The sequence below is a fragment of the Nostoc cf. edaphicum LEGE 07299 genome (assembly GCF_015207245.1).
GTDB classification, from domain to species: Bacteria; Cyanobacteriota; Cyanobacteriia; order Cyanobacteriales; family Nostocaceae; genus Nostoc; species Nostoc edaphicum_B.
The window spans coordinates 1-3,078 of the sequence record NZ_JADEXF010000808.1 but is presented as its reverse complement, the minus strand read 5'-3'; the positions used below and the strand labels follow the sequence as shown (position 1 = coordinate 3,078).

Annotated in this window: 1 protein-coding gene; it reads right to left on the bottom strand. The window is 45.9% G+C overall.

Features of this window, described 5'->3' with window-relative positions; genetic code table 11:
- Positions 1-2,253, bottom strand: a 2,253-nt coding sequence (gene purL, locus IQ229_RS20965) for a phosphoribosylformylglycinamidine synthase subunit PurL (RefSeq protein WP_194047033.1), incomplete at its 3' end; no start/stop codon positions are given.
- Positions 2,254-3,078 lie beyond the last annotated feature (825 nt).

Genomic DNA, 3,078 nt, shown 5'->3' with positions numbered 1-3,078 from the left:
ATTACCAACTACACCCAGATTTTGCCACTCTTGACCGAGATGTTCCTGTAAATATGATTCCCAAATTTCTTGTTGTGCTGATGCTACAGAAACTAAAATTCTGGCACCACCTTCGGCAAACAACACCTCGTCAAGGCGGTTTAAGTGTGTAGGTGCTATTTCTAAATTGATTTCAGCACCAAGATTGCCAGCAAGACAAGATTCGGCTAGTGCGATCGCCACTCCTCCCTCAGCAGAATCGTGGGCTGAACGTACCCAACCATTACGAATTCCTTCACGACAAACTTTCTGGACGCGGCGTTCCAAGTCAAAATCTACGCGTGGTGGTTTTCCGGCAACAGTATCGTGGATAGTGGCTAAATACTCAGATGCTCCCAAACTGATTTTGGATGCCAGAGGCAATCCGAGAAGATAAATCACATCGCCGGCTGCTTGCCAACCTTGACCACAAATTTTGGTTATATCGGGAATTAAGCCCACCATTCCAACAACAGGAGTGGGATAAATAGGTTGTGGAATGCCTTGAGAATCTAGGGTTTCATTGTACAAAGAGACATTTCCGCCCGTGACTGGTGTCGCCAATTCTCGGCAACCTTCCGCCAAACCACGACAAGCTTCTGCCAATTGCCAGTAACCAATGGGTTTTTCTGGAGATCCAAAATTTAGGTTATCCGTCACCGCCAGAGGTTCTGCACCCACACAGCTAAGATTACGTGCAGCTTCTGCCACCACTGCCTTAGCCCCTTCGTAAGGGTCAAGATAAACATAACGAGGGTTGCAATCTACCGTCGCCGCAACACCGCGTTGGGCATTGAGGGTTTCCTTGTCTCCTTGTCTCCTTGTCCCCTTGTCCTCTTCCAGGGGGCGCAAACGGATAACAGCCGCATCTGCGCCACCTGGCAGCATTACTGTATTATTTTGTACTTGATGGTCATACTGACGATATACCCAATTTTTAGAAGCGATCGTGGGTGTATCGAGCAAAGTTAAGAGAATATCATTCCAACTTTGCAGTCCTCCTTGAAATTCTATTCCAGCAGTTGTGCAATCAGGTAAAGAATCAGGTGTCCATTCCCAAGCTTGACGCGCATATTCTGGTGCTTCTGCCAATAACTCCCGGTTATATAGTGGGGTATTCTCCGCCAAAGCCTCAGCGGGAATTTCTGCTGCTACTTCACCCTGAAAGAGAATCCGCACAATCGGATCGCCGATAACTGTACCAGCGACAACAGCTTGAAGTCCCCACCGATGGAAAATGTCGATTAATTCTTGTTCGCGTCCTTTATGAGCAACAAACAGCATTCGTTCTTGAGATTCCGAAAGCAGATATTCATAAGGAACCATCCCCCTTTCTCTTGCGGGAATTTTATCTAAATCTAGTTCAATTCCCACACCGCCTTTTGCTGCCATCTCTGAAGTAGAACAGGTGATACCGGCTGCTCCCATATCTTGGGCGGCGACAACTGCACCTGTCTTAAACGCTTCCAGACAAGCTTCAATTAACGACTTTTCCAAAAATGGATCGCCCACTTGCACAGCAGGGCGATCGTCTATGGATTGATCGCTCAATTCTGCACTAGCAAAACTCGCGCCTCCCATGCCGTCGCGCCCAGTGGTGGAACCAACATACAGCACGGGGTTGCCTAAACCAGATGCTCCAGATTTGACGATTTCTGAAGTTTCCATCAACCCCAATGCCATAACATTCACTAGAGGATTTCCAGAGTAAGCAGAGTCAAAGTAAACTTCGCCGCCAACGGTGGGTACTCCCACACAGTTACCATAATGAGAGATTCCTGCCACCACACCGCTAAACAGTCGTTGGGTTTTGGGATCTTCTAAGGAACCAAAGCGTAACGAGTTTAATAGGGCAATAGGACGCGCACCCATTGTAAAAATATCTCTGAGAATACCTCCGACTCCCGTTGCCGCTCCTTGAAAAGGTTCGACCGCTGAGGGGTGGTTGTGGGATTCAATTTTAAAAGCTAGTTGGAGTCCATCACCCAAGTCTACAACACCAGCATTTTCACCAGGCCCTACGAGGATGCGGGGGCCGTCGGTGGGAAATTGTTTGAGTAGGGGTCGAGAATTTTTATAACAGCAATGCTCAGACCACATCACGCCAAACATTCCCAGTTCAGCTTTGTTGGGATGACGGCCTAGCCGACGGACAATTTCTGCGTATTCTTCTGGTTTAAGACCTTCAGCAGCAATTTCTTGGGGGGAAAAGGCTGGTTTTGAGGTTGCAGTCATGGAAGTAATGCACTCTGGGGGGACAGAGCATTATTCTATCGATTTACTTGCCCTGTAAGTGCAGTTCTTAATTGAAGCGCGATCGCTCTTCAATTAAACTTTAACTAAATACCTGTATTTCCATTTTGGTAAATATTGGCAGTAGATGCCTGTGCAGCCTTTATTACAAGCAAACTTGTTTCTTGGATGGAAGAGTAGTACAACCCCAGAATGCACTCAACAGGATTATTCCGACCATGAACTAGACAAAATGAAGATCATTAGCACACAAAATGCTTTAGTCTGTAAAGATAACTTTATTTTTTAATCTTGATGAAATTTCTAGCTCCTTTACTTACGTGAGTCTAGTTTCACTCAGAGATTATTCGGGTATATGCAGTTTAGATGTAACAATCAAGTGACGAGAATCACACATATCGATGATTAGGATCGTCTCCCAGCGATTAGTAACTAGGCATAATTAATGACAACTGAACTCTAGCCGAGTCATTAATAGGGAACACACTTAATAGCCGACAGCCTTAATCAAGGACTGTCGGTTTTTTGTATCTATAATTATTGTCCTTGTCTTTGGAGCAATGCCCCTCAAGAGTCCTGAGTAATGAGTGCTGAGTGCTGAGTAGGGAATCAACTCGGAACTTGGAACGGGCTAAACGCCTCGTAACCTCTAACGGAACTGTTTTGCCCCACACCTATAAAATTTCCCCACAACTGGTTGGTAACTTGACAGAGATTTTGCCACAGCCACTACCAAATGTGGGGAAGGTATGATCAAATTGGGGATTTTATGCCTATCGAGTGCTAATACCTCGCACTCACTTCAGT